26 protein-coding genes and 1 tRNA gene are annotated in these 26,474 nt (G+C 70.4%); 17 read left to right on the top strand and 10 right to left on the bottom strand.

The window, feature by feature from the left end:
- The first annotated feature begins 9 nt into the window (after positions 1-9).
- From ectB to thpD, 3 genes are read left to right on the top strand one after another with little or no spacing between them, the layout of a single operon-like run.
- Positions 10-1,317: a diaminobutyrate--2-oxoglutarate transaminase gene (gene ectB / locus HNR28_RS04120; RefSeq protein WP_043686219.1), complete on the top strand. Its 1,308-nt coding sequence runs from the start codon at positions 10-12 to the stop codon at positions 1,315-1,317.
- Entirely contained in the window at positions 1,314-1,715 is a 402-nt protein-coding gene (locus HNR28_RS04115; protein ID WP_043681553.1) for an ectoine synthase, read from the top strand. Before ectB ends, HNR28_RS04115 begins: the two co-directional genes overlap by 4 nt.
- Before the next feature lie 12 nt (positions 1,716-1,727).
- On the top strand, positions 1,728-2,648 hold the full coding sequence (thpD, locus tag HNR28_RS04110) for an ectoine hydroxylase (protein WP_242404285.1): 921 nt from the start codon (positions 1,728-1,730) through the stop codon (positions 2,646-2,648).
- 14 nt (positions 2,649-2,662) lie between these two features.
- On the opposite strand, the gene ehuA is transcribed toward thpD, so the two are convergent.
- The 4 genes from ehuA to ehuB are packed head-to-tail and all read right to left on the bottom strand — an operon-like array spanning position 2,663 to position 5,725.
- On the bottom strand, positions 2,663-3,475 hold the full coding sequence (gene ehuA, locus HNR28_RS04105; protein WP_043681559.1) for an ectoine/hydroxyectoine ABC transporter ATP-binding protein EhuA: 813 nt from the start codon (positions 3,473-3,475) through the stop codon (positions 2,663-2,665).
- A gap of 6 nt (positions 3,476-3,481) precedes the next feature.
- Positions 3,482-4,174: an ectoine/hydroxyectoine ABC transporter permease subunit EhuD gene (ehuD, locus tag HNR28_RS04100; RefSeq protein ID WP_043681561.1), complete on the bottom strand. Its 693-nt coding sequence runs from the start codon at positions 4,172-4,174 to the stop codon at positions 3,482-3,484.
- Positions 4,175-4,846, bottom strand: a complete 672-nt coding sequence (gene ehuC / locus HNR28_RS04095; protein WP_043681564.1) for an ectoine/hydroxyectoine ABC transporter permease subunit EhuC — start codon at positions 4,844-4,846, stop codon at positions 4,175-4,177.
- Between the two features lie 18 nt (positions 4,847-4,864).
- Positions 4,865-5,725, bottom strand: a complete 861-nt coding sequence (ehuB, locus tag HNR28_RS04090) for an ectoine/hydroxyectoine ABC transporter substrate-binding protein EhuB (RefSeq protein ID WP_043681566.1) — start codon at positions 5,723-5,725, stop codon at positions 4,865-4,867.
- Between the two features lie 512 nt (positions 5,726-6,237).
- On the opposite strand from ehuB, the gene aroG reads away from it, so the two are divergent.
- From aroG to mnmA, 6 genes are read left to right on the top strand one after another with little or no spacing between them, the layout of a single operon-like run.
- Positions 6,238-7,329, top strand: a complete 1,092-nt coding sequence (gene aroG / locus HNR28_RS04085) for a 3-deoxy-7-phosphoheptulonate synthase AroG (RefSeq protein ID WP_151023845.1) — start codon at positions 6,238-6,240, stop codon at positions 7,327-7,329.
- Positions 7,330-7,386: 57 nt separating this feature from the next.
- On the top strand, positions 7,387-8,799 hold the full coding sequence (locus HNR28_RS04080) for an FAD-binding oxidoreductase (RefSeq protein ID WP_151023826.1): 1,413 nt from the start codon (positions 7,387-7,389) through the stop codon (positions 8,797-8,799).
- A gap of 16 nt (positions 8,800-8,815) precedes the next feature.
- Positions 8,816-10,312, top strand: a complete 1,497-nt coding sequence (locus tag HNR28_RS04075) for an FAD-linked oxidase C-terminal domain-containing protein (RefSeq protein WP_151023827.1) — start codon at positions 8,816-8,818, stop codon at positions 10,310-10,312.
- A gap of 11 nt (positions 10,313-10,323) precedes the next feature.
- Positions 10,324-11,418 (top strand): glycolate oxidase subunit GlcE, encoded by a 1,095-nt coding sequence (gene glcE / locus HNR28_RS04070; protein WP_151023828.1) that lies wholly within the window; start codon positions 10,324-10,326, stop codon positions 11,416-11,418.
- Between the two features lie 9 nt (positions 11,419-11,427).
- A complete protein-coding gene (gene glcF, locus HNR28_RS04065) occupies positions 11,428-12,657 on the top strand; it encodes a glycolate oxidase subunit GlcF (protein ID WP_151023829.1) in 1,230 nt (409 codons plus the stop codon).
- Positions 12,658-12,664: 7 nt separating this feature from the next.
- Positions 12,665-13,783, top strand: coding sequence for a tRNA 2-thiouridine(34) synthase MnmA (gene mnmA, locus HNR28_RS04060; protein WP_043686225.1), 1,119 nt, complete (start codon positions 12,665-12,667; stop codon positions 13,781-13,783).
- 24 nt (positions 13,784-13,807) lie between these two features.
- Here the strand turns inward: mnmA and HNR28_RS04055 are convergent, their stop codons facing one another.
- Positions 13,808-14,422: a glutathione S-transferase N-terminal domain-containing protein gene (locus HNR28_RS04055; RefSeq protein ID WP_043681577.1), complete on the bottom strand. Its 615-nt coding sequence runs from the start codon at positions 14,420-14,422 to the stop codon at positions 13,808-13,810.
- 314 nt (positions 14,423-14,736) lie between these two features.
- On the opposite strand from HNR28_RS04055, the gene purB reads away from it, so the two are divergent.
- Positions 14,737-16,113, top strand: coding sequence for an adenylosuccinate lyase (gene purB, locus HNR28_RS04050; protein WP_043681580.1), 1,377 nt, complete (start codon positions 14,737-14,739; stop codon positions 16,111-16,113).
- A gap of 265 nt (positions 16,114-16,378) precedes the next feature.
- Here the strand turns inward: purB and HNR28_RS04045 are convergent.
- A tRNA-Lys gene (locus HNR28_RS04045) sits at positions 16,379-16,454 on the bottom strand.
- Positions 16,455-16,619: 165 nt separating this feature from the next.
- On the opposite strand from HNR28_RS04045, the gene HNR28_RS04040 reads away from it, so the two are divergent.
- From HNR28_RS04040 to HNR28_RS04010, 7 genes are all read left to right on the top strand, one after another.
- Entirely contained in the window at positions 16,620-16,862 is a 243-nt protein-coding gene (locus HNR28_RS04040; protein ID WP_151023830.1) for a hypothetical protein, read from the top strand.
- 174 nt (positions 16,863-17,036) lie between these two features.
- A complete protein-coding gene (locus tag HNR28_RS04035; protein WP_151023831.1) occupies positions 17,037-17,780 on the top strand; it encodes a carbonic anhydrase in 744 nt (247 codons plus the stop codon).
- A gap of 18 nt (positions 17,781-17,798) precedes the next feature.
- Positions 17,799-18,515 (top strand): response regulator transcription factor, encoded by a 717-nt coding sequence (locus HNR28_RS04030; RefSeq protein ID WP_043681587.1) that lies wholly within the window; start codon positions 17,799-17,801, stop codon positions 18,513-18,515.
- Positions 18,512-19,834 (top strand): sensor histidine kinase, encoded by a 1,323-nt coding sequence (locus HNR28_RS04025; protein WP_043681590.1) that lies wholly within the window; start codon positions 18,512-18,514, stop codon positions 19,832-19,834. Before HNR28_RS04030 ends, HNR28_RS04025 begins: the two co-directional genes overlap by 4 nt.
- 52 nt (positions 19,835-19,886) lie before the next feature.
- The gene (locus HNR28_RS04020) at positions 19,887-20,567 is read left to right on the top strand and encodes a methyltransferase family protein (RefSeq protein WP_170288408.1); all 681 of its coding nucleotides are present in this window, start codon (positions 19,887-19,889) and stop codon (positions 20,565-20,567) included.
- Between the two features lie 97 nt (positions 20,568-20,664).
- The gene (locus HNR28_RS04015) at positions 20,665-21,579 is read left to right on the top strand and encodes a M14 family metallopeptidase (RefSeq protein WP_043681593.1); all 915 of its coding nucleotides are present in this window, start codon (positions 20,665-20,667) and stop codon (positions 21,577-21,579) included.
- Positions 21,580-21,583: 4 nt separating this feature from the next.
- On the top strand, positions 21,584-22,516 hold the full coding sequence (locus HNR28_RS04010) for a 2-hydroxyacid dehydrogenase (protein ID WP_043681596.1): 933 nt from the start codon (positions 21,584-21,586) through the stop codon (positions 22,514-22,516).
- Between the two features lie 66 nt (positions 22,517-22,582).
- On the opposite strand, the gene HNR28_RS04005 is transcribed toward HNR28_RS04010, so the two are convergent.
- The 4 genes from HNR28_RS04005 to HNR28_RS03990 all read right to left on the bottom strand — a co-directional run bounded on the left by HNR28_RS04005 (position 22,583) and on the right by HNR28_RS03990 (position 26,442).
- On the bottom strand, positions 22,583-23,665 hold the full coding sequence (locus tag HNR28_RS04005) for an ADP-ribosylglycohydrolase family protein (protein WP_043681599.1): 1,083 nt from the start codon (positions 23,663-23,665) through the stop codon (positions 22,583-22,585).
- Complete coding sequence (locus HNR28_RS04000) at positions 23,626-25,161, bottom strand: GGDEF domain-containing protein (RefSeq protein WP_151023833.1); 1,536 nt, start codon at positions 25,159-25,161, stop codon at positions 23,626-23,628. The genes HNR28_RS04005 and HNR28_RS04000 overlap by 40 nt, the downstream gene beginning before the upstream one ends.
- 171 nt (positions 25,162-25,332) lie before the next feature.
- On the bottom strand, positions 25,333-26,100 hold the full coding sequence (locus tag HNR28_RS03995; protein ID WP_151023834.1) for a hypothetical protein: 768 nt from the start codon (positions 26,098-26,100) through the stop codon (positions 25,333-25,335).
- Between the two features lie 15 nt (positions 26,101-26,115).
- Complete coding sequence (locus HNR28_RS03990) at positions 26,116-26,442, bottom strand: BON domain-containing protein (protein ID WP_151023835.1); 327 nt, start codon at positions 26,440-26,442, stop codon at positions 26,116-26,118.
- Positions 26,443-26,474 lie beyond the last annotated feature (32 nt).

Here is a 26,474-nt window from a genome sequence, read left to right as displayed (position 1 = left end):
GAGGACCCCATGGACTTGAAAATCTTCGACCGGATGGAGTCGGAAGTCAGAGGCTACGTCCGGTCGTTTCCGGTCATTTTCAGCAAGGCGCGCGGCTCGGAACTGTATGACGAGGACGGCCGCCGCTACATCGACTTCTTCAGCGGCGCGGGCACCCTGAACTACGGGCACAACAACCCGGTCCTGCGCGAGCGCATGATGGCGTACCTGGAGGCCGACGGCGTGACGCACGGCCTGGACATGGCCACCAGCGCCAAGAAATACTTCATGCAGACGCTGGCCCGGCTGGTGCTCGAACCGCGCGGGCTGGACTACGTGCTGCAGTTCACCGGCCCCACGGGCACCAACGCGGTCGAGGCGGCGCTCAAGATCGCGCGCCAGGTCAAGAACCGCCAGAACGTGATCTCCTTCACCCACGGCTTCCACGGCGTGTCCGGCGGCTCGCTGGCGGCCACCGCCAACCGGAAATTCCGCAAGGCCGCCGGCGTGGCCCTGGGCAACATCAGCTTCATGCCCTACGACGGCTACTTCGGCCCGGACGTGAACACCATGGCCTACCTGGAACGCATGCTGGACGATCCCAGCAGCGGCCTGGATCATCCGGCGGCGGTGATCGTCGAGACGGTGCAGGGCGAGGGCGGAGTGAACGTGGCCTCGCAGCGCTGGCTGCGCGAGCTCGAACGCCTGTGCCGGCGCCACGACATGCTGCTGATCGTGGACGACATCCAGGTGGGATGCGGGCGCACCGGCAGTTTCTTCAGCTTCGAGGCGGCGGGGATTTCGCCGGACATCGTCACGCTGTCGAAGTCCCTGTCGGGCTTCGGACTGCCCATGTCGCTGGTGCTGCTGCGCCGCGAACTGGACGTCTGGGAACCCGGCGCGCACAGCGGCACCTTCCGCGGCAACAACCTGGCGTTCGTCACGGCGGCCCAGGCGCTGGAGACCTACTGGGCCGACGGCGCGCTGAGCGAGGAGGTCGCGGCCAAGGAGCGCCTGGTGCGCGACTGGCTGGAAAACCTCGCGCACAGCTGCCGCGACGCGGGCCTGGGGGTGCGCGGGCGCGGGCTGATCCAGGGCCTGGTCGCGCCGGTGGGCGAGGGCCTGGCCGGCCGGATCGCGCGCCGGGCCTTCGAGCAGGGCGTGGTGATCGAGACCTCGGGCGCGCACGACGAGGTGCTGAAGGTGCTGCCGGCCCTGACCATCCCGCGCGAACTGCTGCAGCAGGGGCTGCAGATCATCGAGCGCAGCGTGGGCGAGGTCCTGGCCGGCGCGGGCCGCCCGACCCGCACGCTGAAGGTCGCGGGAGGCGGGCAATGATCGTGCGCAACGTCAGGGACGTCATCGGGACGGACCAGGAAATCGTCACGGACAACTGGACCAGCCGCCGGGTGCTGCTGGCCGCCGACGGCATGGGGTTCTCCTTCCACGAGACGGTGATCTTCCCGGGGACCGAGACGCACATCCACTACCGCAATCACCTGGAGGCCGTCTGGTGCATCGAGGGCGACGGCGAGATCGAGACCATCGCCGACGGCCGCAGGTACGCCCTGGGCCCCGGCGTGGTCTACGCCCTGGACCGGCACGACGAGCACTGGCTGCGCGGCGGCGAGCGGCCGCTGCGGGTGATCTGCGTGTTCAACCCGCCGCTGACGGGCCGCGAGGTCCACGACGCCTCCGGCGTCTATCCGCTGGCGGCGGATGCCGCCGGCGCCTGACCGGGGCCTTTCATGGGAGACGATGACGAGATGAAGGATTTCTACGTATCACGGACGGGGCGGGACGCGGCGCTGATCGCGCGCGGCGAGCCCGTGGTGTATGGCGAGGGCCGCTATGCCGATGCGCTCGACGAGGGGCAGCTGCAGGCCTACGAACGGGACGGCTTCCTGATCCTGCCTGGCGTGTTCGGCGCCGCGGAGATCCAGGCGCTGCGCGAGGAAGCCCAGGCGCTGGAGCACGATCCGGCGGTGCGCGAGGGCGAGGAGGTGATCCGCGAGCCGGGCGGCACGGCGCTGCGCTCGATCTTCCGCGTGCACGAGCTGGGGCGGCGGCTGGCCGAGCTGCCGCGCGATCCCCGCCTGCTGGACGTGGCGCGCCAGATCCTGGGCTCCGAGGTCTACATCCACCAGTCGCGGGTGAACATGAAGCCCGCGCTCGACGGCAAGGAGTTCTACTGGCATTCGGACTTCGAGACCTGGCACGTGGAAGACGGCATGCCGGCGATGCGGGCGCTGAGCTGCTCGGTGCTGCTGACGGACAACACGGCCTTCAACGGGCCGCTGATGCTGATCCCGGGCTCGCACCGGCAGTTCGTGGCCTGCGTCGGCGAGACGCCGGAAGACCACTACCGCACCTCGCTGCGCCGCCAGGAAGTCGGGGTGCCCGATCCCGTCAGCCTGCGCCTGCTGGCGGAGCGCGGCGGGCTGGAGGCGGCGATCGCGCCCGCCGGATCGGTGGTGTTCTTCGACTGCAACACGCTGCACGGCTCGGCCGGCAATCTCTCGCCCTGGCCGCGCAGCAACGTCTTCATGGTCTACAACAGCGTGGAGAACCGCCTGCAGGCGCCGTTCCATGGCATGAAGCCCCGGCCCGAGCACATCGCGGCGCGGCGTTCGGCCGAGCCGCTGACGCCGCTGCGGGCGGCGGCCTAGCGGACCCCCGCCCCTCAGGCGCCCTGGCGGGCGTCAAGGAAGTTCTTCAGGAACTCCCGGGTGCGCTCTTCCCGCGGCTCGGCGAACATGACTTCGGGCGGCGCCTGCTCCACGATCACGCCGCGGTCGAAGAAGCACACCCGGTCCGAGATCTGGCGGGCGAATTCCATCTCGTGGGTGACCAGCAGCATGGTCAGGTCGTGCTCCTCGGAGAGGCGGCGGATCACGGTCAGCACCTCGCCCACCAGCTCCGGGTCCAGGGCCGAGGTCGGCTCGTCGAACAGCATGATGTTCGGCCGCATCGCCAGCGCGCGGGCGATGGCCACGCGCTGCTGCTGGCCGCCGGAGAGCTGGCTGGGGAACTTGTCGGCGTGCTCGGTCATGCCGACCAGGTCCAGGTATTCGTGGGCGCGCCGCTCGGCCTCGTCCTTCGGCAGGCCCAGCACGTGGATGGGCGATTCGGTGACGTTGCGCCGCACCGTCATGTGGGGAAACAGATTGAACTGCTGGAACACCATGCCCATTTCCTTGCGCATGGCGCGCAGGTGGGCTTCCCCCGCGGGCACGGGGCGGCCGTCGCGGTATTCGTGCCACAGGGGCTTGCCGGCCACGTGGATCATGCCCGCGTCGATGGTCTCCAGCGTCATCAGGATGCGCAGCACCGTGGACTTGCCCGAGCCCGAGGGGCCGATGATGGTGACTTTCTCGCCCTTGGCCACCTGGAAGTCCAGGTGGTCGAGCACCAGAGCGTCGCCGAAGCGCTTGACGACCTGGTCCATGACGATGATGGGATCGGCCGGGACGGAAGGATTCGAGGCGTCGTTCATGTCGGTTCAGCGTAGGGGGATGCCGCGCTTGGGCAGGCGTTCGTCCAGCAGGCGCACGCCGGCCGAGGCGACCAGGGTCAGGATCAGGTAGAGCACGCCCACCAGGGTCAGCGGCACCATGTAGTTGAAGCTGCGGTCGCCGATGATGCGCGCGACGTTGAGCATTTCCAGGATGGACACCACGGACAGCACCGGCACGTCCTTCATGATGGACACCAGGTAGTTGCCCAGGGCCGGGATGATGCGGGGGATGGCCTGGGGCAGGACGATGACCGCGAAGGTGCGCAGGGGCGAGATGTCCAGGGCGCGCGCGGCCTCAGTCTGGCCCCGGCTGATCGATTCCAGCCCGGCGCGGTAGACCTCGGACATGTAGGCGCTGTACTGCACCCCCAGCGCCAGCGCGCCCGTCAGGAAGGCGGGCAGCACCAGCCCGTATTCCGGCAGCACGTAGTAGAGAAAGAACAGCTGCACCAGCAGCGGGGTGTCGCGCAGGAATTCCGTGAACACCCGCGCCGGCCAGGCGATCAGCCGGAAGCGCACGCTCTTCAGGGCCGCCAGCACCAGGCCGAGCGCGGCGCCGACGACGAAGCCCAGCAGGGTGGCCTCGATCGTGACGACCAGGCCGCGCAGCAGGATGGGCAGGATCGACCAGGCGAAGATCCAGTCGTTGGCCGTGTTCCATTCGATGCCGAAGAGCATTCAGATCCCCTTGGGGCGCCAGCGCCCGACGCGGGTTTCCAGCAGCCGCATCAGCCCGGCCAGCACCAGCGCCATGCCGAAATACATCAGCAGCAGCAGGGTGTAGACCCCGATGCTGTCCTGGGTGAAGTTGCGCACGCGCTCGGCCTGGAAGGCCAGGTCGCCCAGGCCGATGAGCGAGACCAGGGCCGTGTCCTTCAGGTTCTGCACGGCCAGGTTGCCGAAGCTGGGCATCATTTCCGGCACGGCCTGCGGGATGGCGATGCGCCAGAGGATCTGGCGCGGCGTGAAATCCAGCGCCTTGGCCGCCTCGTGCTGGCTGCGCGGCACGGCCTGGATGGCGCCGCGCACCACCTCGGCCCCGTAGGCGCCGATGTTCAGGCTCAGGGCCAGCGTGCCCGCCACCACCGGCGGCAGGCGCAGGTCCACGCCCAGGGCCTGGCCCAGCACCGGCAGGGCGAAGAACAGCCAGAACAGCTGCACCAGCAGCGAGGTCCCGCGGAAGACCTCGATCAGGGCGATCGAGGCCCAGCGGCAGGGCGCGGACCGGGACAGGCGGCCGATGCCGAACAGGAAGGAGAACAGCCCCCCCAGCAGGGTGGAATACAGGGCCAGCCGGATCGTGACCCAGGCGCCCTGCATCAGGGGGTTCAGGTAGGACAGCCAATCCATGCGGAGCGCGGACCGGCCTTACCCGGCGCAGAGCTGCGCCGTGCTGCGCTCGAAGGACTGCGAGGCGTCCTCGGCGGAAAAGCCGTAGCCGCTCATGATCTTCTTCCAGTCCTCGGTCTTCTTGAATTTCGCCAGCTCCTGGTTCACGGCGTCGCGCAGCGCGCCCGAATCCTTGGAGAAGGCGAAGCCGCCCCAGCTGCGCACGGGCTGACCGTCCACCACCGGGTCCTTGAAGTCGCGCGCGGCCTCGGCCTTGCCCCGGCTCTTGGCGGCCAGTTCGCCGACGGTGAGGCTGGTGGCGGCGTAGCCGTCCGCGCGCCCGGTGGTCACCGTGGAGATGGCGTCGGCGTTGTTGGCGATGGTGACGATGCGGCTGGCGGGCACCTTCAGCGCCTGCAGGATCTCCAGCTGGTCGGCGCCGGCCATGATGGCGATCTTGTGGTCCGAGGCGGCGAAGTTCTCATAGTCGTGGAGGTTCTTCGGGTTGCCCTTGGCGACCAGCAGGCCCTCGCCATAGGAGCTGTTCGGCTCGGAATAGAGCACCTGCTCGCAGCGCTGCGGCAGGATGGCCATCTCGGCGGCCACCATGTCGTAGCGGTCGGCCTGCAGGCCGGGGATCAGCGAGCCGAAGGCCGTGGTGGTCCATTCGATCTTGCCGATGCCCAGGGCCTTGGCGATGTGCTTGGCCACGTCCGGTCCCACGCCCTTGGCTTCTCCGTTCAGGTCCATATAGCCGTAGGGGATCTCGTTGGCGATGGCCACGCGCAGCGTGCCGCCGTTGCGCAGGGCGTCGAGGTCGGCCGCCTGCGCGGCGGCGCCGGGGCCCAGGACGCAGGCGGCGGCCGCGGCCAGCAGCCAGGGTTTCAGTGCGGTTTTCATAGAGGGTCTCCTGGATGTGTGCATATGAAATGATCTCTTGGCGAATGATGCATTATAGAATGATTTCAGCACGAATCAATTGACTGGAAATGTCCGGAGCGCGAACCCCGGCGTGAAACCCGGCCCGCGCGGAAAATCCTTCGGGAGTCGCCGGAGCAATTTTCTGGCCGTGGAGGGCGGGGGGCGTGCTAGGATTCACCCATCAATTCATGCGGAACGTCCGGATCGCATGGAAAAGGCTGGGGGAGCGTAGGAAATCCTTCGGGCGCGAAAAATCCTGCAGGGATCGCCGGAGCAACTTTCTTGCTCCAGGGGTGGTGACTGTGCTAGGATTCACCAATGCACTCGATTCCTTATTTTTTCTACTTTTTTACGTTTCCAAAGCCGCCGGTGGAGGAAGGGAATCGCTGTACTAAAAGGTAGACCACACATTCCCGAAAAAGCCGCCGGCGCTGCCAGGCGGCTTTTTTGTTGCCGCCTTCCCGCATCCGGCCCATGAATGGAGCATGACCGTGTCACACAATACCGACGATACCCGCATCCGAGAAATCCGCGAGCTGGCCCCGCCCGCCCACGTGATGCGTGAATTTCCCTGCACGGCGGACATTTCCCGCACGGTGCACGATGCGCGGCGCGCCATCCACGACGTGCTCTACGGCGCGGACGACCGCCTGGTGGTCGTGGTCGGGCCGTGTTCCATCCACGACACCCAGGCGGCCATGGAATACGCCCGCCGCCTGGCGCCGCAGCGCGAGCGGCTGGGCGCCGACCTGGAAATCGTCATGCGGGTGTACTTCGAGAAGCCCCGCACCACGGTGGGCTGGAAGGGCCTGATCAACGACCCGGGCCTGGATGGCAGCTTCGACATCAACCAGGGCCTGCGCACCGCGCGCGAGCTGCTGATCGACATCAACGCCCTGGGCCTGCCGGCCGGCACCGAGTTCCTCGACATGATCACGCCGCAGTACATCGCCGACCTGGTGTCCTGGGGCGCCATCGGGGCGCGCACCACGGAAAGCCAGGTGCACCGCGAGCTGGCCTCGGGGCTGTCCTGCCCGGTGGGCTTCAAGAACGGCACCGATGGCAACACGCGCATCGCCATCGACGCGCTCAAGGCCTCGTCGCAGCCGCACTACTTCCTCTCGGTCACCAAGGGCGGGCATTCCGCCATCGTGTCCACGCGCGGCAACGAGGACTGCCACGTGATCCTGCGCGGCGGCAAGGCGCCCAACTACCAGGCCGAGCACGTCCAGGCGGCGGCCGCGGCCCTGGAAAAGGCCGGCATGCGCCCGCGCGTCATGGTGGACGCCAGCCACGCCAACAGCAGCAAGGACTACGCCCGCCAGCCCCTGGTGATCGAGGACATCTGCACCCAGGTCGAGGCCGGCGACATGCGCCTGTTCGGCGTCATGGTGGAAAGCCACCTGGTGGGCGGCCGCCAGGACCTGGTGCCGGGCAAGCCCCTGGTGTATGGTCAGAGCATCACCGACGGCTGCGTGGACTGGGACACGACGGTGGCCGTGCTCGACCGCCTGGCCGCCGCGGTGCGCGCGCGCCGCCAGGCCGTGGGCGCGGCGGCCGAGCCGGTCGGCAGCGCCGCCTGAAACGTTCCGCCCGGCGGGCCCGCGGGTCCGCCGGCTTCCGAGTAGACAGGATCGAACATGGATACCTTGCACATCGCCCAGCGGGCCCGGCCCTTGCCGGATGGCTTCCTCGACGCGCTGGCCGCGCGCTTCGGCGAGCGCTGCTCCACGGCGCAGGCGGTGCGCGAGCACCATGGTCGCGACGAATCCCCGTATCCGGTCATGCCGCCCGACGCGGTGGTCTACGCCCGGGACGTGGACGAGGTCGCCTGGGTGGCGCGCCATTGCCACGACCACGGCATCGCCCTGATCCCCTACGGCGCGGGCTCGTCCCTGGAAGGCCACCTGCTGGCGGTCCAGGGCGGCGTGTGCCTGGACCTGTCCGGGATGGACCGGATCGTGGCCGTGCACGCCGAGGACTTCACCGCCACGGTGCAGGCGGGCGTGACCCGCAAGCAGCTCAACGAAGCCCTGCGCGACACCGGCCTGTTCTTCCCCATCGACCCGGGCGCCGACGCCAGCCTGGGCGGCATGGCGGCCACGCGCGCCTCGGGCACCAACGCCGTGCGCTACGGCACCATGCGCGAGAACGTCATGTCGCTGAAGGTCGTCACGGCCGACGGCCGCGTGATCGAGACCGCCAGCCGGGCGCGCAAGTCCTCGGCCGGCTACGACCTGACCCGCCTGTTCGTGGGCAGCGAGGGCACCCTGGGGATCATCGTCGAAGTCACCGTGCGCCTGTATCCGCAGCCCGAGGCCGTGTCCGCCGCGATCTGCAATTTCCCCGACCTGGACGCCGCCGTCCAAAGCGTGATCGAGGTCATCCAGATGGGCGTGCCGGTGGCCCGCATCGAATTCATGGACGCCCACGCCGTGCGGGCCACCAACCGCTACAGCCACCTGAGCCTGCGCGAATCGCCGCTGCTGCTGTTTGAATTCCACGGCAGCCCGGCCTCGGTGCGCGAGCAGGCCGAATCGGTGCAGGCCATCGCGCGCGAGCACGGCGGCCAGGATTTCCAGTGGGCCGACCGCCCCGAGGACCGCAGCCGCCTGTGGACGGCGCGGCACAACGCCTATTTCGCCGGCCTGCAGCTGCGCCCCGGCTGCCGCTCCAGCACCACCGACGTGTGCGTGCCGATCTCCCGGCTGGCCGAATGCGTGGGGGAAACCGCGCGCGAGCTGGACCAGGCGAGCTTTCCCTACACCATCGTGGGCCACGTGGGCGACGGCAACTTCCACGTGCTGATGCTGCTCGACCCGGACGATCCGGACGAATGGGCCGAATCCGAACGCCTGAACCAGCGCCTGGTGGCGCGCGCCATCGCCATGCAGGGCACCTGCACCGGCGAGCACGGCGTCGGCCTGCACAAGCAGGCCTTCATGCGCGCCGAGCACGGCCAGGACGCCCTGGACGTGATGGCGGCCCTGAAGGCCGCGCTGGACCCGCGCAACGTGCTCAACCCCGGCAAGATTCTGCCGCCGGCCGCCTAGGCGCCGAAGGACTCCCATGGACATCGCCAGCCCCGCGGACGAACGGCACGCCACCGTGCCCGATTTTCCCGGCTTCCTCGCCCGCATCGCCCGCGACGTGCCGGCGCACTGCATCCTCACCCGGCCCGACCAGACCCGCGTCTACGAGTGCGATGGGCTGGCCCTGTACCGCGAGCTGCCCCCCGTCGTGGTGCTGCCCGAAAACGAGGCCCAGGTCATCGCCATCCTCAAGGCCTGCCACGAACACAACGTGCCGGTGGTGCCGCGCGGCTCGGGCACGGGGCTGTCGGGCGGCGCCACGCCGCATCCGCAGGGCGTGGTGATCGGCCTGGCCAAGCTCAACCGCATCCTGCGCCTGGATCCCGCGACCTGCGTGGCCGTGGTCGGCCCGGGGGTGCGCAACCTGGCGATCTCCGAGGCGGCCGCGCCCCACGGCCTGTACTACGCGCCGGACCCGTCCAGCCAGATCGCCTGTTCCATCGGCGGCAACGTGGCGGAAAACTCCGGCGGCGTGCATTGCCTGAAATACGGCCTGACGGTGCACAACGTGCTGCGCGTGCGCATGGTCACGGTCGAGGGCGAGATCGTCGAGCTCGGCGGCGAGGCGCCGGACGCCCCGGGCCTGAACCTGCTGCAGGCCTTCATCGGCTCCGAGGGCATGCTCGGCCTGGTCACCGAGGTCACGGTACGGCTGATTCCGCGCCCGCAGCTGGCGCGGGTGGTCATGGCCAGCTTCCCCAGCGTCGAGCAGGCGGGCGAGGGCGTCACGCGCATCATCGCGGGCGGCATCATCCCGGCCGGGCTGGAGCTGATGGACAAGCGCTCGGTGCACATGGTCGAACCCTTCGTGCAGGCCGGCTACGACCTGGAGGCCGAGGCCATCCTGCTGTGCGAATCCGACGGCACGCCCGACGAGGTGGCCGAGGAAATCGCTCGCATCGAGGCGCTGCTGCGCGAGGCCGGCGCCACCCGGCTGCAGACCTCCGCGTCCGAAGCCGAGCGCCTGAAATTCTGGGCCGGGCGCAAGAACGCCTTTCCCGCGGCCGGGCGCATCTCGCCCGATTACTACTGCATGGACGGCACCATCCCGCGCCGCCACCTGGGCAGGGTGCTGGCGGCCATCGCCGGGATGGAGACGCGGTTCGGCCTGCGCTGCGCGAACGTGTTCCACGCCGGGGACGGCAACCTGCATCCCCTGATCCTGTTCGACGCCAACCGGCCCGACGAGGTCGAGCGCGCCGAGGCCTTCGGCGCCGCCATCCTGGAACTGTGCGTCCAGGTGGGCGGCACCATCACCGGCGAACACGGCGTGGGCCTGGAGAAGATCAACCAGATGTGCACGCAGTTCACGCGCGAGGAACTGGACGCCTTCGCGGCGGTCAAGCGCGCCTTCGATCCCTACGGATTGCTCAATCCGCTCAAGCTCATCCCGACGCTGGTGCGCTGCGCGGAATACGGCAAGATGCACGTCCACCAGGGCGAAGTCCGCTTCCCCGACATCCCCCGGTTCTAGGAATCCCCCTCATGGAATTCGTACTGTCCGAACTTTGCGAGCAGGTCGTGACCGCGCGCGCGGCCCAGCGCCCGCTCCTGATCCGGGGCGGCGGCACGCGGCTGTTCTACGGCGGTCCGCTGCCGTCGGAAGACGCCGCGTCCTGGCTGGAGCTGTCGGCCTATCGGGGCGTGGTCGGCTACGAGCCGTCCGAGCTGGTGCTGACGGCGCGGGCCGGCACGCCGCTGGCGGAAATCGAGGCGCTGCTGGCGTCGCGGGAACAGATGCTGGCCTTCGAGCCGCCGCGCTTCGGCGCCGCCGGCACCCTGGGGGGCTGCGTGGCCTCGGGCCTGTCCGGCCCGCGCCGCATGGTGGCCGGCTCGCTGGCGGATTTCGTGCTCGGCACGCGCCTGCTGAGCGCCGACGGCAACGTGCTGTGCTTCGGCGGCGAAGTCATGAAGAACGTCGCCGGCTACGACGTCTCGCGCCTGCTCGCCGGATCCCTGGGCGTCCTGGGGGCGCTGGTGGAAATCTCGCTGAAGGTCGCGCCGCGGCCGCACCGCGAGGCCACGCGCGTGCTGGCGCTGGACGAATCCGCGGCCCTGGAACGGTGCCTGCGCTGGCGGTCGCGGCCGCTGCCCGTGTCGGCGACGGCCTGGATGGCCGATGCCTCGGGCGCCAGCGGGAAACTGTGGGTGCGCCTGTCGGGCAACGCATCGGCCGTGCGCCAGGGCCTGGAGGACATCGGCGGCGAGTCCCTGGACGACGAGGCCGCCGACGCCTTCTGGCTGGGCCTGCGCGACCAGACGCACCCGTTCTTCCGCCAGCGGCCCCTGTGGCGCATCGTCCTGCCCGCCGGCGCGCCCGCGCTGGGCCTCGCGCCCGTGCTGCACGAATGGGGCGGTTGCCTGCGCTGGCTGGCCGGGCCGTACGATGCCGCGGCGCTGCGCGACCGGGTCCAGTCGCTGGGCGGCTCCGCCTGCCTGTACCGCCGCGAAGGCGCGCCCGCCGGCGTGCCGACCTTCCATCCCCTGGCCGACGGCGTCCTGCAGATCCACCGGCGGCTGAAACGGGAATTCGATCCCGCCGGGATCTTCAACGCCCATCGGCTGTATCCGGAACTCTGAGGACCCACCATGCAGACTCAACTCGCGGACTGGGCGCGCGATACCGATTTCGGCCGGGAAGCCGACGAGATCCTGCGCCGCTGCGTGCATTGCGGCTTTTGTCTGGCGACCTGTCCCACCTACCAGATCCTGGGCGACGAGCTCGACAGCCCGCGCGGGCGCATCTACCAGATCAAGCAGGTCCTGGAAGGCGCCGAGCCCACCTTCGTCACCCAGCAGCACCTGGACAGGTGCCTCACCTGTCGCAACTGCGAGACCACCTGTCCGTCGGGCGTCCAGTACGGCGCCCTGGTGGACATCGGCCGCCAGATCGTCAGCGAGCGCGTGCGCCGGCCGCTGCGCGAGCGCCTGGTGCGCGAGGCCCTGCGCCGCCTGATGGGCTCGCCCTGGTTCGGCCCCCTGTACCGGATCGGCGTCTGGGTGCGGCCCGCGCTGCCGGCCGTGCTGCGCGCGAAGATCGCGCAGGCGCGCCCGGCCGGGCCGCTGCCGGCCGAGCCCGGCCGCCATGCGCGCCAGGTGCTGATGCTGGCCAACTGCGTGCAGCCGGCCATGATGCCGTCCATCGACGCCGCCACGCTGCGCGTGCTGGACGCGGTCGGCGTGGGCACGCGCATCGCCGCCGGATCGGGCTGCTGCGGCGCCATCAACTTCCACCTGGACGCCCAGGAGGCCGGCCGCGACCAGATGCGCGCCAACGTGGACGCCTGGCTGCCGCTGCTGGAATCCGGCGAGGTCGAGGCCGTGATCGTCAACGCCTCGGGCTGCGGCGGCATGATCAAGGACTACGCCCATCACCTCAAGCACGACCCGGCCTATGCCGAGCGCGCCGCGCGCCTGATGCCCTACGTCAAGGACATCGCCGAATTCCTCGCGCCGATGGCAGCCGAGGTGCGCGCGAAGATGCGCCGCGCGCCCGGCCGCAGCGCCTTCCATCCGCCCTGCACGCTGCAGCATTGGCAAGGCCTGCGCGCCGTCACCGAGCGGCTGCTGGCCGACCTGGGCTTCGATCTGCAGGCCTTCGGCGAATCGCATCTGTGCTGCGGTTCGGCGGGCACCTATTCGATCACCCAGCCGGCGCTGTCGAAATCGCTGCGCGACCGCAAGCTGCAGGCGATCCAGACCACGCTGCCCGACACCATCGTGTCCTCCAACATCGGCTGCATCTGCCATCTCCAGAGCGGCACCGGCACGCCGGTGCGCCACTGGATCGAAACCGTCGACGAGGCCCTCCATGACTGACCGGCGCGTGACTGACCAGCCCACGCGCGGCGCCCGGGTCGTCATCGGCATGTCGGGCGGCGTGGATTCCTCGGTGTCGGCCTGGCTGCTCAAGCAGCAGGGCTACGAAGTGGTCGGCCTGTTCATGAAGAACTGGGAGGACGACGACGACAGCGAATACTGCTCGTCGCGCCAGGACTGGCTGGACGCCGCCAGCGTGGCCGACGTGGTGGGCGTGGACATCGAGGCGGTCAATTTCGCCGCCGAATACAAGGACCGGGTGTTCGCCGAGTTCCTGCGCGAATATTCCGCCGGCCGCACGCCCAATCCGGACGTGCTGTGCAACGCGGAAATCAAGTTCAAGGCCTTCCTGGACCACGCCATGGGGCTGGGCGCCGACTACATCGCCACCGGCCACTACGCCCGGGTGCGCCGCGCCGCCACGCCGCGGGGGCCGCGCAGCCAGCTGCTGAAGGCGCTGGACGGCACCAAGGACCAGAGCTACTTCCTGCACCGCCTGAACCAGGACCAGCTCGCGCGCACCCTGTTTCCCCTGGGCGAGCTGCCCAAGACCGAGGTCCGCCGCATCGCGCGCGAGATCGGCCTGCCCAACGCCGCCAAGAAGGATTCCACGGGCATCTGCTTCATCGGCGAGCGGCCGTTCCGCGAATTCCTGAACCGCTACCTGCCTACGAAGCCGGGGCCGATGCTGACCCCGGAGGGCCGCGAGGTCGGCCGCCACCAGGGCCTGGCCTTCCATACCCTGGGCCAGCGCAAGGGCCTGGGCATCGGCGGAGTGCGCGGCGCCCAGCGCGGGGACGGCACGGCCGACGCCTGGTACGCGGCCCGCAAGGACCTGGAGAACAACGTCCTGTACGTCGTCCAGGGCCACGACCACCCCTGGCTGCTCAGCGAACGCCTGCGCGCGCAGGACGCCAGCTGGGTGGCGGGCGAGCCGCCGGCCCCCGGCGCCTACGCCGCCAAGACCCGCTACCGCCAGGCCGATGCCGCCTGCGTCCTGGAAGCGGGGCAGGGCGCGGGGGATTTCGCGCTGCGCTTCGACGAGCCCCAATGGGCCGTGACGCCGGGCCAGTCGGCCGTGCTGTACGACGGCGACGTCTGCCTGGGCGGCGGGATCATCGTCTAGGGCTCGGGCGGCGGCGCGCGGGATCTACGCGGCGGGCGGCCTGGTCGTGGCGAAGGAGGGCCGGGCGTCGAGCTTTTCGGTCAGGCGGGCCAGGTGGGCGTGGTCGGCGCGCCAATCCAGTTCCGGGAAGCGCAGGTCCAGGTAGCCCAGGGCCGCGCCCACGGCGATGTCGGCCAGGCACAGGTTGACGCCCATGCAGTAGGACTGCTCGCCCAGGAGCTGTTCCATGTAGTTCAGCCCGGCGCCGATCTTCTGGTGCTGGCGGGCGATCCAGTCGGGGTTGCGCTGGGGCTCGGGGCGGCGGTGGGCTTCGATGAAGGCCGCCGCGGCGGCGTCCATGACGCCGTCGGCCACGGCTTCCCAGCGCTTGACTTCCACGCGTTCGCGCCCCGGAGGTGGGATCAGCCGCCCGACCGGCGAGAGCGTATCCAGGTATTCCACGATGACGCGCGAGTCGAACAGCGCGCCGTTCTCGTCCATGATCAGACAGGGCACCTTGCCCAGGGGGTTGTGCGCCGTGACGTGGGTCGCGGGCCCCCAGGGGTCGTCGAGGACCAGCTCGTAGTCGAGCTTTTTCTCGGCCAGCACGATACGGACCTTGCGGACGTAGGGGCTGGTCAGGGAACCGATCAATTTCATGAGGAAACAGGATAGTCCAGGGCTCGAAAAGTATAGCAGGACGACTCCCCCGAGCCCGGGTGTCCGGCGTGTTTTGTCCTTTTTTTGCCCGGCGGCAAGCGTGTGGTGTGGTATATCCGCCCAGTCTTCGGCCCGGTCCTGGCCCGGTCTCCGCCAGGTCCGGAGGCGCGGACGGGCGGGTGCTAGAATCCTGGCTTGGGATGCGCCTCGCCCGTCGCCGGATCCGGGGCGCCCCGCCGGTCGCCGTTCGTTCCTCTGTCCCGCGCGCCCCGGCCTCGTGTCCGGGCGGCCGCGCCTTCTCGTTCCCGTCGATGATGCATATTGATTCTTCCCTCAGCGCGCTCAATGCGCTGTCGCCCCTGGATGGGCGCTACGCGGCCAAGGCCGACGCCCTGCGGCCCTTCCTGTCCGAAGCCGGCTTCATGGCGCACCGGGTCGAAGTCGAGATCGCCTGGCTGATCGGCCTGTCCGACGCCGGGCTGCCCGAACTGCCCGCCTTCTCGGCGGCGGCGCGCGCGCGGCTGCGGCAGCTGGTGCGGGATTTCTCCGAGGCCGACGCGGCCCGCATCAAGGCCATCGAGCGCACCACCAACCACGACGTGAAGGCGGTGGAATACTGGCTCAAGGAGCGGGTCGCCGACGACGCCGAACTGTCCCGCGCGGCGGAATTCATCCATTTCGCCTGCACCTCGGAAGACATCAACAACACCTCCCACGCCCTGATGCTGGGCCGCGCGCGTTCGCAATGCGTGGTGCCGGCGCTCGAATCGGTCGCCGCCCGCCTGCGCGAACTGGCGCGCCAGCACGCCGACCAGCCGCTGCTCTCGCGCACGCACGGCCAGCCGGCCACGCCCAGCACCATGGGCAAGGAATTCGCCAACGTCGTCGCCCGCCTGGAGCGCGCCCTGGAGGCGATCCGCGCCGTGCGGCCCCTGGCCAAGATGAACGGCGCCACCGGCAATTACAACGCCCATCTGGCGGCCTACCCGGAAATCGACTGGCCCGCGTTCTCCCGCGAGGTCCTGAGCGGCCTGGGGCTGACCCAGAATCCTTATTCCATCCAGATCGAGCCGCACGACTGGATGGCTGCCCTGTTCGACGCGATCGCGCGCGCCAACACCATCCTGCTGGACCTGAACCGCGACGTCTGGGGCTACATTTCCCTGGGCTACTTCAAGCAGCGCCTGAAGGACGGCGAGGTCGGCTCGTCCACCATGCCGCACAAGGTCAACCCGATCGACTTCGAGAATTCCGAGGGCAACCTGGGCCTGGCCAACGCGATGCTGCGCCACCTGTCGGAAAAGCTGCCGGTCTCGCGCTGGCAGCGCGACCTGACGGACTCCACCGTGCTGCGCAACCTGGGCGTGGCGCTGGGTTACGGCCTGGTGGCCTACGAGGCCTGCCTGCGCGGTCTGGGCAAGCTGGAGCTGAACCCCGCCGCCATCGACGCCGACATCGACGCCTGCTGGGAAATCCTGGCCGAGCCCGTGCAGACGGTGATGCGCCGCTACGGCCTGCCGCAGCCCTACGAGCAGCTGAAGGCCCTGACGCGCGGCAAGGGCATCACCGAAGAAGCCCTGCGGGAATTCATCGCTGGCCTGGATCTGCCCGACGAACCCAAGGCCCGGCTGCTGGCCATGACGCCGCGCAGCTACACCGGCCTGGCGGCCCGCCTGGCGGCGCAGATCTAGGAAGCAGGAAGGCCCGCGCCGGGGCGCGGTTCAGGACGCGGGCCGGAAACTGCTGGATATGCGACGACCCTACCTATCGGCCGGAAGTGGGAACAACCGTGTCCGATGAGTGCCCATCGCCCGTTCATGGGGCAGAGTCCAGGAGGCGATCGAGGTTGATCGACAGCCCCTGAAATGCCTGCATAGCGCCTATATGGAAACCAAAAACAAAAAGGCCAGTTCCGAAGAACTGGCCTCAGCGCTTGATCTGAGTGCTTGATATTCCTGGTGGGCTGTGAGTGACTCGAACACTCGACCGACGGATTAAGAGTCCGCTGCTCTACCAACTGAGCTAACAGCCCGTCGCAATGATTTGCGAAGAACGAAACTATACACCTTTTTGCCGGCCTGCGCAAAAAGGCATGTGACAAAGCATGCGGCTTGTTGGCGCAACGTGAGAATGTCCGCATCCCCCTGTGCGAACCTGTTATAAAAACGACATGCGTATTCCAGCACGAGAAGAACACATGCCCGGCCGAGTCGTGATTCGATGCAGCATCGCGCTGCTGTTCGCCGCCCTGGTCTCCGGCTGCTTCGGGGGCGGCGGCCCGACCCGGCAGGCGGACCGCGGCGGCGAATGCCAGTGGAACCGCAGCCGGTGCCTCTACGAGGGTTCCTACGAGCCCGGCGAGCGGGACTATGCCGAACAGGAAGCCAAGGAACTGAACCGGGCTTCGCTGGAACGGCTGCGGCGCAGCGCCGGCAGGTAGTCTCCCGGCCCGTGCTCCCGGCCCGTGGCGGAACGGACGGGCCGTGCCGGTGGATCGGGACGCCGGGATTCCGCCGGGGTTCCGCTTTCCAGGCGGGGCGCGGGCTGGTTATGATGGCTGCGCGATGCCCGTGCGGATCGCGCCGTGCCCGGACCCCCTGCAGGAGACACTGGAATGTGTGATTCGACATGCTGCGCGGAAGCGGCGGCGCACTCCCGCCGTTCCTTCCTACGATCCTCGCTGGCCGCCGCCCTGGCGGTCGCCGCCGGCGGCGCGCTGCCGGGCGGCCTGGCCCTGGCGCGCACCGCGTCCCCGCCCAAGCCGCAGAACGTCCTCGATCCCGATGCCGCGCTCGCGCGGCTGACCGAGGGCAATGCGCGGTACGTGTCCGGGGTGACCCGGCGCCACGATTTCGCCCACGAGCGCCCGGCCCTGGCGGCGGGGCAGAATCCCTACGCGGCCGTGCTGGGCTGCGCGGACTCGCGTGTGGTGCCCGAATACGCCTTCGATTGCGCCCGGGGAGACCTGTTCGTCACCCGGGTGGCGGGCAATTTCGTCAATGTCGACATGCTGGGCAGCCTGGAGTATTCGGTGGCGGTCCTGGGCGTGCCGCTGATCCTCGTGCTCGGACATGACAAGTGCGGCGCGGTCGCGGCGGCGGTCAAGGCCATCACGGAATCGGCGCAGTATCCCGGCCGTATCCCTTCGCTGGTGTCGGCCATCGCGCCCGCCGTGCAGAAAGTCCAGGACGGCGGAGGCGATCTGCTGGCGGCCGCCACCGCACAGAACGTCCGCGACAACGTCGCCGCCCTGGCCGAGCGTTCGACCATCCTCGGCGACGCGGTGCGGGCCGGCAAGCTGCGGCTCGCCGGCGCCGTCTACCGGCTCGATACCGGCCGGGTCGAGTTCCTGGGCTAGGGCGGACAGGCGCTGGCCATGACGGAGGCGGCCGGCGCGCGCGTCCTGATCGTCGAGGACGAGCCGACGCTGGCGGAAAATTTGTACGGCTATTTGGAGCGCCAGGGTATGGCGCCGGACGTGGCCTACGACGGCCATGGAGCGCTGGCCCTGCTGCACGGGTCGGTCTTCGACGCCGTGGTGCTGGACCTGGGCCTGCCCGGCCTGGGCGGGCTGGACGTGCTGCGCGCCATGCGGCGGGAACCCATGCTGTGGCGGCCCGTGCTGGTGTTGACGGCGCGCGAGCGGCTGGAGGACAAGCTCCTGGCCTTCGACCTCGGGGCGGAAGACTATCTGGTCAAGCCCTTCTCCCTGGCCGAGGTCGCGGCGCGGCTGCGCGTCCTGACGCGGCGGGGGCAGGGCGGCGAATCCGGCCCCCTCGTCCACGGGAATCTGCGCTACGACCCGCATTCGCAGGCGGTGACCCTGGCCGGCCGGCCGCTGATCCTGCCGCGCAAATCGGTGCTGCTGCTGGCGGCCCTGCTGCGGCCGGCGGGCGGCCTGGCAACCCATGCCCACCTGACGGCGGCGTTGTGGCCCGACGGACCGCCGTCCGACCGTGCCCTGCACGACCAGGTGCGCCTGCTGCGCCGCCGCCTGCGCGCGGAGCGAGGACCCGACATCGTGGCCGAACCCGGCCGGGGCTGGCGTTTGGCGCCGGTGCCGGACGACGCGGGCGGCGGGGACGCGGCATGAGGCTGAAACAGCCGTCCTCCCTGGCCCGGCGGGTCACCTGGGCCGTCACCGGCACCGCCGCCGTATTCCTGCTGGTCATCAGCCTGCTGGCCTACGGGACTTTTGCGCGCATGGAGGACGACCTGGTCGACGAAGTCCTGTCGGGCCAGATCGCGGCCTTGCGCGACGATCTCGGGGCGGGACTGTCCGTGTCGGCGATCCAGCCGCCGCGCTGGAGCGAAGGAGGGCGCGTCCGGACCTGGGTGCTGCCGGCGGATCGGCCGCCTCCCCTGGAAGGGATGTTCGCGGCGGGGCCGGGCGGCCGGGAAATCGTGCAGGCGGGCCGGACGTGGCACACCTGGGTCGAGACCGTCCCCCAAGGCCTCCTCTACGTTCGCTACGACGCCACCGCGCACGAGGACCGGGTCCGGTCCTTCGGTTGGATCCTGGCGGGCGGAGCCGTGTCGGCGCTGATCTGCGCCTGGCTGCTGGCCCGGCGGCTGGCGCGCCGGGTGGTGGCGCCGATCCGCGCCGTATCGGACCGGCTCTCGGCCTGGGAGGGCGGGGCGTTCGCCGACGAGGCGCCCGGGGGCGACGAGGCGCTGCAATTGATCGGGGCCTTCAACCGCATCCAGGACCGGATCGACCGCTCCGTGGCGTTCGAGCGCCAGTTCGCCGCCAATCTCGGTCACGAGCTGCGCACGCCGCTGGCCGCCCTGCGCTCCGATTGCGAAATGGCCCTGCTGGACGCCGGTCCGGGGACGTCCCTGGCAGCGCGCCTGGCGCGCATGATGGTCCAGGTCGACGCCGCCGCCAGCAGCCTGGCGGGCGCGGCGGCCCTGAACAGCGCCGATCCGGCCCGGGTGCGCCGCGTCGGCCTGTCGCAGGCCCTGGAGCAGGCCTGGTTCGCCCTGGAACCCATGGCCCGCGCGCGCGGCCTGGCACTGGATTCGCGCATTCCGCCGGACGAGAGCCTGTGCCTGGACCCGGACGCCCTGCTGATCGTGCTGCGCAACCTGCTGCGCAACGCGATCGAGCACGCTGCGCCGGCCACGCTACGGGTCTGTCTGGATCAGGACGGCGTCCTGGTCCTGCGCGACGATGGGCCGGGCATGGCGCCCGAACGCCTGGCGCGGGTGCGGGAGTGGCGCGCCGGCCGGGCGGATCTGTCCGCGGCGGACGCATCCGAAACCGGCCATGGGCTGGGCCTGGGCATCGCCCAGCGCGTCTGCGAGCTGCGCGGCTGGCGGCTGAGCGTGGACTCGACTCAGGGCGGCTCCGATAGCGGAACGACCTTCAGGCTGGACCTCCATTCAGCTTCCGGTCAGCGGAATTCGTAGCGGATTCGTGGCCCTCGGGGCTATGGTGAGCGCTGTCCGACCAGGAGCCATCATGTCTTTGTCCGCCTGCGCTTCCCCCGGCACCCCCGCCGCCCGTTCCAAAGCCGACATCGATTCCGTCTGGGAACGCCTGGCCCATGCCCAGGTGCTGCGCCGCCGCGCGCTGGGCGTCCTGGGGGCGCTGACCGTGCTGGCGCTGCCCTGGGTCGGTTCCGCCTGGCCGGAGGCTGGCTGGGTCAATCAGAGTCTGGAATGGGCGGGCCTGATCCTGATGGCGCTGGCGCTGCTGGGGCGTTGCGCCTGCATGCTGTACCTGGGCGGGCGCAAGGGCGCCGACCTGGTGGCGGAGGGGCCTTACTCGGTCTGCCGCAATCCCCTGTACGTCTTCTCCATCCTGGCCGTCCTGGGCATCGGCCTGCAGACCGGCAGCTTGACGGTAGGGCTGGTCCTGGCCCTGGCGGCCTGGGCGGTGTTCCGCTGGATCGTGGGCGAGGAGGAGCGGATGCTGCGCGCATCCTTCGGCGCGCCGTTCGAGGACTACTGCGCGCGGGTGCCCCGGTTCCTGCCCCGTCCGTCCGCCTGGCGTTCGCCGCGGCACGTCACGGTCGATCTCCAGGGCGTCTGGAACACGGTGCGCGACGCCCTGCCGTATTTCCTGTCGATTCCCGTGTTCGAGGCCATCGAGGCCTTCCAGGAAGCGGGCTGGCTGCACGTCCGGCTGTGGCTGTATTGAGCTGAGCATCCGGCGGCCTGTGCGCTGATCCCGGGCTCCGGCGCCGCATGCCCCTGTGATACAGTCCCAGACGGTTTTTCAGCCTGGAGTCCGCTTCATGCAGTCCCCGTTCTACCCGATCGGCACCCCCGGCGTCCCCTGGGGGGAAGCCGAAATCGCCGCCTGGCTCGCCCGCCAGCGGCGCCGGCGCAGCTATGCCGACGAAGTCCTGACGGTCGTCGACCGCCTGCGCGACCGTTTCGACGTCGTGCAGTACGGCCAATTGGACTATGCGCCCGATGCATATCCCCTGTTCGCGCTGCGCAGCCGCGGCTGGCGCGACGACCGGCCGGCGGCGCTGGTCACGGGCGGGGTGCACGGCTACGAGACCAGCGGCGTGCACGGCGCGCTGCGCTTCGCCGATCTGCACGCGGCCGATTACGCGGGCCGCCTGGACCTGATGATCGTCCCCTGCGTCAGCCCCTGGGGCTACGAGCGCATCCACCGCTGGAATCCCCGGGCGCTGGACCCGAACCGGTCCTTCCGCCCCGGCAGCCCCGCGCCGGAGTCGGCGGCATTGATGGCGCTGGTGGCGCCGTTCGCCACTCGGGTGCGGGTGCACATCGACCTGCACGAAACCACCGACAGCGACGAGTCCGAGTTCCGGCCCGCGCTGGCGGCGCGCGACGGCCGGCCTTTCACACCGGGCGGCATCCCGGACGGCTTCTACCTGGTGGACGATACCGAGTCTCCCCGGCCCGAATTCCAGGCCGCCGTGATCCGTGCGGTGGCCGAAGTCACCCACATCGCCCCGGCCGATGCGCACGGCGAGATCATCGGCTCGCCCGTGGTCGCTCCGGGCGTCATCCGCTACGCCTTGCGCTCCCTGGGGCTGTGCGCCGGCATCACGGACGCGCCCTACCGCACGACGACGGAAGTCTATCCCGACAGCCCGCGGGCCACCCCCGAGCAATGCAACGCGGCCCAGGCCGCAGCGGTGCGCGCGGCGCTGGACTACGCTTTGGAGCATTGACGGCATGGAGATCGTTTTCGCCTCGCAACTGGAAGCCGATCCGCAGGCCTGGGTAGCGGCCCTGCGCACCGCGCTGCCCGACGCCCGGGTGCGCCTGTGGGGCGACGGCGAGCCGGAAGGCCGCGCCGATTTCGCCGTGGTGTGGGCGCCGCCGGCCGACCTGTTCGCCCGCGAGCCGCGCCTGCGCGCCCTGTTCAACCTGGGCGCCGGGGTCGACGCCCTGCTGCGCCTGCCGGGCCTGCCCGACGATCTGCCCCTGGTGCGGCTGGAAGACGGCGGCATGGCGGTGCAGATGGCGGAATACGCGCTCTACCATCTGCTGCGCGAATCGCGCGACTTCGGCCGCTACGAGCGCCAGCAGGCCGAAGGACTCTGGCAGCCCCTGGCCGACATCGACCGCGATGCCTGGACCGTCGGCGTCCTGGGCGCCGGCGCCATGGGCGCGCGGGTCGCCCAGGCCTGCGCGGCCCTGGAATACCCGACGGCGGTCTGGTCGCGCAGCGGCCGCACCGTGCCGGGCGTCGAGGCCTACGGCGGCGAGGCGGACCTGGCCGCGTTCCTGGCGCGCACGCGCGTGCTGGTGAACGCGCTGCCGCTGACCGACGCCACACGGGGCATCCTGTGCCGCCGCACCTTCGAGCAGCTGCGGCCCGACGCCGTGGTGATCAACATCGCCCGGGGCGGGCATCTGGTCGAGGCCGACCTGCTGGCCGCCCTGGACGGCGGGCGCCTGCGGTCGGCGGCCCTGGACGTCTTCGAGCGCGAGCCCCTGCCGCCCGGCCATCCTTTCTGGTCCCACGCGCGCATCCGGGTCACGCCGCACGTCGCCGGCGCCAGCCTGATGGACGGGACGGTGCGCCAGATCGCCGGCAAGATCCGCGCCCTGGACCGGGGCGAGCCGGTCACCGGCGTCGTGGACCGCAGCCGGCAGTATTGAGGGATCGAGGGCGTTTGCCCCGGAGAAGGCGTTTGCCCGGGGCCGCCGTCCCGGCATCCGCTCCGGTCAGGCCTGCGCGGCCGCCTGGCGCGCCAGCCGGCCGGCGCGTTCCAGGCGCTGCGCGCCGTGCTCCAGCGGTTCGATGAAGCGGGCCGGGATCGCCTGGATGCCGCCGATGGCGCCGCACAGGGCGCCGGTCAGCATCGCCCGGGCCTGGTTCTGGCCGCCGCCGTTGACGGCGTGCAGGACGGCCGACTCGAAATCGTCCTGGAAGCGGCCGGCCAGGTAATAGGCGGCGGGGAACTGGTGGTAGACCGCGCAGGGCATGCCGTACACCAGCGAGGCCTTCCAGGCTGGCTCAATGCGGATGTCCGGATCCCGCGCGGCGCGCAGGATGCCCGACACCGTCAGCAGGGCGTCGGGCGAAGGGAACTGGCCGGCGGTGCGCGGCGCTTCCGGCCCCGGCGGCGGGGTGTCCTCCCCGGCCGAGGTCACGCTGTGGAAGGGCAGGGCGCCGCTGCGCACCAGCGCCATCAGCCGGTCGGACGTGGCCGCGTCCAGCGGCTCGCCGCGCACCAGGCTGCCCAGCACGCAGCCGTAGGCCACGGTCATGGCCATGACCGTCGTGTCGCGCTGGGTCAGCGCCGTGTTCGCGGCGCAGTGGCGCGCCAGATCGGCCGGCTGGCGGGCGTAGCGCACGGCCAGCGCCAGGATGCGCTCGGCCGCCTCGGTGGTGTCGGCCAGGCCCGCCACCCGGCCCCAGGGCAGGCCCTGGCCCACCCGCAGGCGCCAGGTCTCGCGGATCGACTGGCTGGTGTAGCCGCCCGGCCCGTTCATGGGCGTGCCGTCCAGCAAGGGGAAGAAATCCTCGTCCAGCCGGCGGCAGAAATCCGCCTCGTCGTAGCCGCCGCAGGCGTCCAGGGATTGCGCCAGCAGGTCCAGGATGAAGCCGGCCTGGCCCGACTGGCCGGCCCGCAGCCCCGCATGGTAGCGGTCGGGGCGGGGATCCGTGTAGCCGTCGATCCAGTCGCCGTAGTCGCGCCGCAGGGCGTCCAGGTCGTAGTACCAATGCGGGCCCAGGGCCAGGGCGTCGCCGACGTAGGCGCCGATCAGGGCGCCTTGGGCGCGTTGTTCAAGGGTGGGTGCCATGCCGGATCCTCCGTCGTGTCCGATGCGTCCGATGCCTCGGCGGCGCCGCCGCCGTACGCGTGCACCCGGTTGCGGCCGCCGCGCTTGGCCTGGTACATCGCCTGATCAGCATACGCCAAAAGCCCCGAGAGGGAGGCAAGCGGCGCCTGCGAGTCGTGCACCGTGCCGATGCTGACGGAAATCTTCAGGGGCGCGCCGCCGTTCAGGGAAATCTCCAGCCCGGCCACGCGGCCGCGCAGGCGTTCGGCGATGTCGTTCGCGTCCTGCTCCGAGGTGTCGGGCAGGAACAGGGAGAATTCCTCGCCGCCCAGGCGGCCGAACAGGTCGCGGGGGCGCACGACGCCGCGGATGGTTCGCGCGAAGGCCTTCAGGACCTGGTCGCCGGCGGCGTGGCCATGGCGGTCGTTCAGCAGCTTGAAGTGGTCGATGTCCATCATCAGCAGGGCATTGCCCTGGGGCGGCGCCGGCGTGCGTCCCAGGTGCTCCTCGGCGCTGCGCAGAAAGGCCTGGCGCGACAGGGCGCGGGTCAGGCCGTCGTGGTCCAGGGCCACGTGCAGGGACGAGATCAGATCGCTGCGGGCCGCCAGGATGCCGGATACCAGCAGGGGCGAGGCGACCAGCAGCAGCACGCCCAGCCGCAGGGACACCATGTCCCAGGCATGGAAATGGAGGCCTGCCAGCGGCTGGCTCGTGCCCAGCGGCAGCCAGCCGTTGGCGATGCCCAGCATCACGGCGAGCGCGGTCACCAGGGTGAGCCAGGCCGTCGTGATCTGGCGGTACGCCAGGGCGCAGTACATCAGGGCCGGAATGGGGAAGGCGATGGCGCCCGGCCCGCCCAGCACGAAGCACAGCGACAGGCTGGCGGCCAGCGCGACGAAGGGCAGCAGCAGGGTTCCGCTGAAGAGGCGCTTGCGCAGGGAGGCCCAGGAGTGGCGGCGGTCGCCGCGCAGCCGCAGGCGCCGGGGCAGGAGCATGATCGGCGGCAGGAAGGCGCTGTAGCTGAGCAGCTGGCCGAAGAACCAGTTCAGGGCGATCGTCGTCCACTGGCCGCCGGGCCGCAGCCAGGGCGTGAACGCCAGGGCGATGGCCGCGTTGGTGGCGGCCGCCGCCGCGCAGGCCGTCAGCACCTGGCCGATGGCCCGGGGGCTGCGCAGGCGCGGCGGCGACCAGGGAGACGACAGGATGATCCAGGCGACGAGCGCGCCGGAGAGGTCCGTGATGCCGTAGCCCACGGCGGCCGGCCAGCGCAGGCCTTGCAGGATGCTTGCCAGGGCCAGGCCGCAGAGCGCGCCCGCCCAGGACAGCGGGTGGGCCAGGGCCGGATGGCGGATCAGCAGGGCGGCCAGCAGCGCATTGGCCGGCCAGAGGATCGAAAGCCCCCCCTCGGGCTGGGTCAGCTGGCCCAGGAACGAGCACAGGAGCGCGAATGCCGCGAGCAGGGCAGCCTGAATGGGCTTCCGGCAGCATTGTGTGCGGAGACGGAAAACCAGGGACATGGAAGCGGGAATCTGGATGAGAGGAATGCCGCGTTCCAAATGTAACAGAAGGTGGACGCCTTGTCTCCCGTGGCCTGCACCGTGGCCTGTCCCATGCCGGCCGGCCCGCAGGCCGCGTCGATCCGCGTCGGCCCGCGCGCCGGTCCGCGCGTCTCGCCTGCGGTCCCGTGCTCAGCCGGCCGGCGGGCGGCGGCTCCGCTGCCAGGCCAGCACGGCCTGCCCGGCCAGCGCCATGATGCGATCATGGCGTTTCTTGGGCCAGGCCTGGCGCAGCGAGGCGAACAGGCATCGGGTGCCCGACTGGGCCAGTTCCGGAGCGCCCGGGTCTTCCAGCAGGCGGATCTGGATGTGGGCCAGCGTGTCCGCCGCCAGGCGCCAGCCCAGTTCCGGCATGCCCGCCTCCAGCGCCAGCAGTTGGCCGCCCAGGGTCCGGATCACGGGCTCGACCGCCTCCAGGCTGGCGCCCGCGCCCATGGCGTGCCACAGCGCCAGGTGGATCTGGCGGCGCAGCGCGATCTTGAAGTCGATGGCCGTGGCCTCGGCGGCATCGAGTTGCTCGAACCGGTGCTGGAAGCGGGCGTCTTCCTCCGGGTCCAGCCCGGTGCGCAGGGCGCCGATCAGCGCGGTCAGGGAGGGGATCGCCTGGATGCCGAAGGCCTGGCTGAATGCCAGGCCCCATTGGTCCAGTCCGGCCAGCAGCAGCGCCATCCGCACGGCGCGGACGTCGTCGCCCGGACCGGCACGCACCCAGTCCAGGCATTGCGTGCGCAGTGCGTCCGGGGGAACAGGGGCGGATTCCGCCGCCGCCGCATGGCGGAATGCCTGCGTGAAGGCGTCGCGCGCCAGGTCGGCCGCCTGCGCCTGGACCCCCGGCGGGGCCAGCGCGGCGAGCGGATCGTCGAGGTCGGCGGGGGCGTCAGCGGTGCGGGCGTCGGTCATGGCGCCCGCATTGTCTCACGGTTTGACGACCAGGCCGTTGTGCACGCGCGTCACGCCCTTGACCGAGCGGGCCACTTCGCCCGCGCGATCCTTTTCGTGCTGGGACTTGGCGAAACCGGAGAGCTGCACCGTCCCGCCGTCGATGGTCTTGACGTTGATGTTCGCCGCCGAGGTCGTGGGATCGTTGGCCAGCTTGGCCTTGACCTCGGCCGTGATGGCCGAGCCGTCGATGTACTGGCCGACGGTTTCCTGCTTGCGGGCGACGGAGCAGCCCGAGATCATGACGGTGGCGGTGCCGGCCAGGGCAGCCATGGCGATGAGGCGGGCGATGTTCGATTTCATGATGTGTGTCCTCCTGTGAGCGGGATGTTTTG

Origin of the sequence: Castellaniella defragrans, assembly GCF_014203015.1 — a bacterium.
Lineage (GTDB): Bacteria > Pseudomonadota > Gammaproteobacteria > Burkholderiales > Burkholderiaceae_B > Castellaniella > Castellaniella defragrans.
This window is presented reverse-complemented; position numbering and strand designations above follow the sequence as displayed.

What these genes read in the sequence shown, in the direction of transcription:
- ectB (WP_043686219.1), top strand. Translation starts at nt 10, where the DNA reads ATGGACTTGAAAATCTTCGACCGGATGGAGTCGGAAGTCAGAGGCTAC.
- HNR28_RS04115 (WP_043681553.1), top strand. Translation starts at nt 1,314, where the DNA reads ATGATCGTGCGCAACGTCAGGGACGTCATCGGGACGGACCAGGAAATC.
- thpD (WP_242404285.1), top strand. Translation starts at nt 1,728, where the DNA reads ATGGGAGACGATGACGAGATGAAGGATTTCTACGTATCACGGACGGGG.
- ehuA (WP_043681559.1), bottom strand. Translation starts at nt 3,475, where the DNA reads ATGAACGACGCCTCGAATCCTTCCGTCCCGGCCGATCCCATCATCGTC.
- ehuD (WP_043681561.1), bottom strand. Translation starts at nt 4,174, where the DNA reads ATGCTCTTCGGCATCGAATGGAACACGGCCAACGACTGGATCTTCGCC.
- ehuC (WP_043681564.1), bottom strand. Translation starts at nt 4,846, where the DNA reads ATGGATTGGCTGTCCTACCTGAACCCCCTGATGCAGGGCGCCTGGGTC.
- ehuB (WP_043681566.1), bottom strand. Translation starts at nt 5,725, where the DNA reads ATGAAAACCGCACTGAAACCCTGGCTGCTGGCCGCGGCCGCCGCCTGC.
- HNR28_RS04080 (WP_151023826.1), top strand. Translation starts at nt 7,387, where the DNA reads ATGGATACCTTGCACATCGCCCAGCGGGCCCGGCCCTTGCCGGATGGC.
- HNR28_RS04075 (WP_151023827.1), top strand. Translation starts at nt 8,816, where the DNA reads ATGGACATCGCCAGCCCCGCGGACGAACGGCACGCCACCGTGCCCGAT.
- glcE (WP_151023828.1), top strand. Translation starts at nt 10,324, where the DNA reads ATGGAATTCGTACTGTCCGAACTTTGCGAGCAGGTCGTGACCGCGCGC.
- glcF (WP_151023829.1), top strand. Translation starts at nt 11,428, where the DNA reads ATGCAGACTCAACTCGCGGACTGGGCGCGCGATACCGATTTCGGCCGG.
- HNR28_RS04055 (WP_043681577.1), bottom strand. Translation starts at nt 14,422, where the DNA reads ATGAAATTGATCGGTTCCCTGACCAGCCCCTACGTCCGCAAGGTCCGT.
- purB (WP_043681580.1), top strand. Translation starts at nt 14,737, where the DNA reads ATGCATATTGATTCTTCCCTCAGCGCGCTCAATGCGCTGTCGCCCCTG.
- HNR28_RS04040 (WP_151023830.1), top strand. Translation starts at nt 16,620, where the DNA reads ATGCCCGGCCGAGTCGTGATTCGATGCAGCATCGCGCTGCTGTTCGCC.
- HNR28_RS04035 (WP_151023831.1), top strand. Translation starts at nt 17,037, where the DNA reads ATGTGTGATTCGACATGCTGCGCGGAAGCGGCGGCGCACTCCCGCCGT.
- HNR28_RS04030 (WP_043681587.1), top strand. Translation starts at nt 17,799, where the DNA reads ATGACGGAGGCGGCCGGCGCGCGCGTCCTGATCGTCGAGGACGAGCCG.
- HNR28_RS04025 (WP_043681590.1), top strand. Translation starts at nt 18,512, where the DNA reads ATGAGGCTGAAACAGCCGTCCTCCCTGGCCCGGCGGGTCACCTGGGCC.
- HNR28_RS04020 (WP_170288408.1), top strand. Translation starts at nt 19,887, where the DNA reads ATGTCTTTGTCCGCCTGCGCTTCCCCCGGCACCCCCGCCGCCCGTTCC.
- HNR28_RS04015 (WP_043681593.1), top strand. Translation starts at nt 20,665, where the DNA reads ATGCAGTCCCCGTTCTACCCGATCGGCACCCCCGGCGTCCCCTGGGGG.
- HNR28_RS04010 (WP_043681596.1), top strand. Translation starts at nt 21,584, where the DNA reads ATGGAGATCGTTTTCGCCTCGCAACTGGAAGCCGATCCGCAGGCCTGG.
- HNR28_RS04005 (WP_043681599.1), bottom strand. Translation starts at nt 23,665, where the DNA reads ATGGCACCCACCCTTGAACAACGCGCCCAAGGCGCCCTGATCGGCGCC.
- HNR28_RS04000 (WP_151023833.1), bottom strand. Translation starts at nt 25,161, where the DNA reads ATGTCCCTGGTTTTCCGTCTCCGCACACAATGCTGCCGGAAGCCCATT.
- HNR28_RS03995 (WP_151023834.1), bottom strand. Translation starts at nt 26,100, where the DNA reads ATGACCGACGCCCGCACCGCTGACGCCCCCGCCGACCTCGACGATCCG.
- HNR28_RS03990 (WP_151023835.1), bottom strand. Translation starts at nt 26,442, where the DNA reads ATGAAATCGAACATCGCCCGCCTCATCGCCATGGCTGCCCTGGCCGGC.